The organism is Oceanivirga salmonicida (assembly GCF_001517915.1).
In the GTDB taxonomy this organism is placed as follows: Bacteria; Fusobacteriota; Fusobacteriia; order Fusobacteriales; family Leptotrichiaceae; genus Oceanivirga; species Oceanivirga salmonicida.
In genome coordinates this window covers 1-408 of sequence record NZ_LOQI01000193.1, presented here as the reverse complement: position 1 = coordinate 408, position 408 = coordinate 1, and the positions used below count along the sequence as shown (strand labels likewise).

Genomic DNA, 408 nt, shown 5'->3' with positions numbered 1-408 from the left:
ATAAGTTATCATTTTTTAATAATGCTAATCTATATCTTACAAATGATTTAAATCCTTTATATTTTACAGTAGCCCCTACTCCTGTATGATGAGATTTCTTATTGTTATATTCAACAAATCCACCAATACTTAAAGGTAATTTTTTTAATTCATAAGAACCACCAAGAGTTAAACCAGTTATAAAGTTGTATTTTTCTTTTGGTAAAACTGAACTATTAAAATTAATATTAAAGAATACTTTTTCATTTAAGTTATTTATTATATCTGTATTTTCATAATAAAATGCATCTGCTATACTTAAATATTTAGGGTCATTTAAAACCGTTTTATTAATTTTCTTTAAATTTTCAAGTTTATTTTCTATTTCTTTTATTAAATCAGAAACCTTATCATACAGGAGTAGGGGCT

The 408-nt window shown here is 22.8% G+C and carries 1 protein-coding gene; it reads right to left on the bottom strand.

All coding sequences use genetic code 11. From position 1 onward, the window contains the following. On the bottom strand, positions 1-408 hold a 408-nt coding region (locus AWT72_RS09890; protein ID WP_197407678.1), incomplete at both ends, for a hypothetical protein.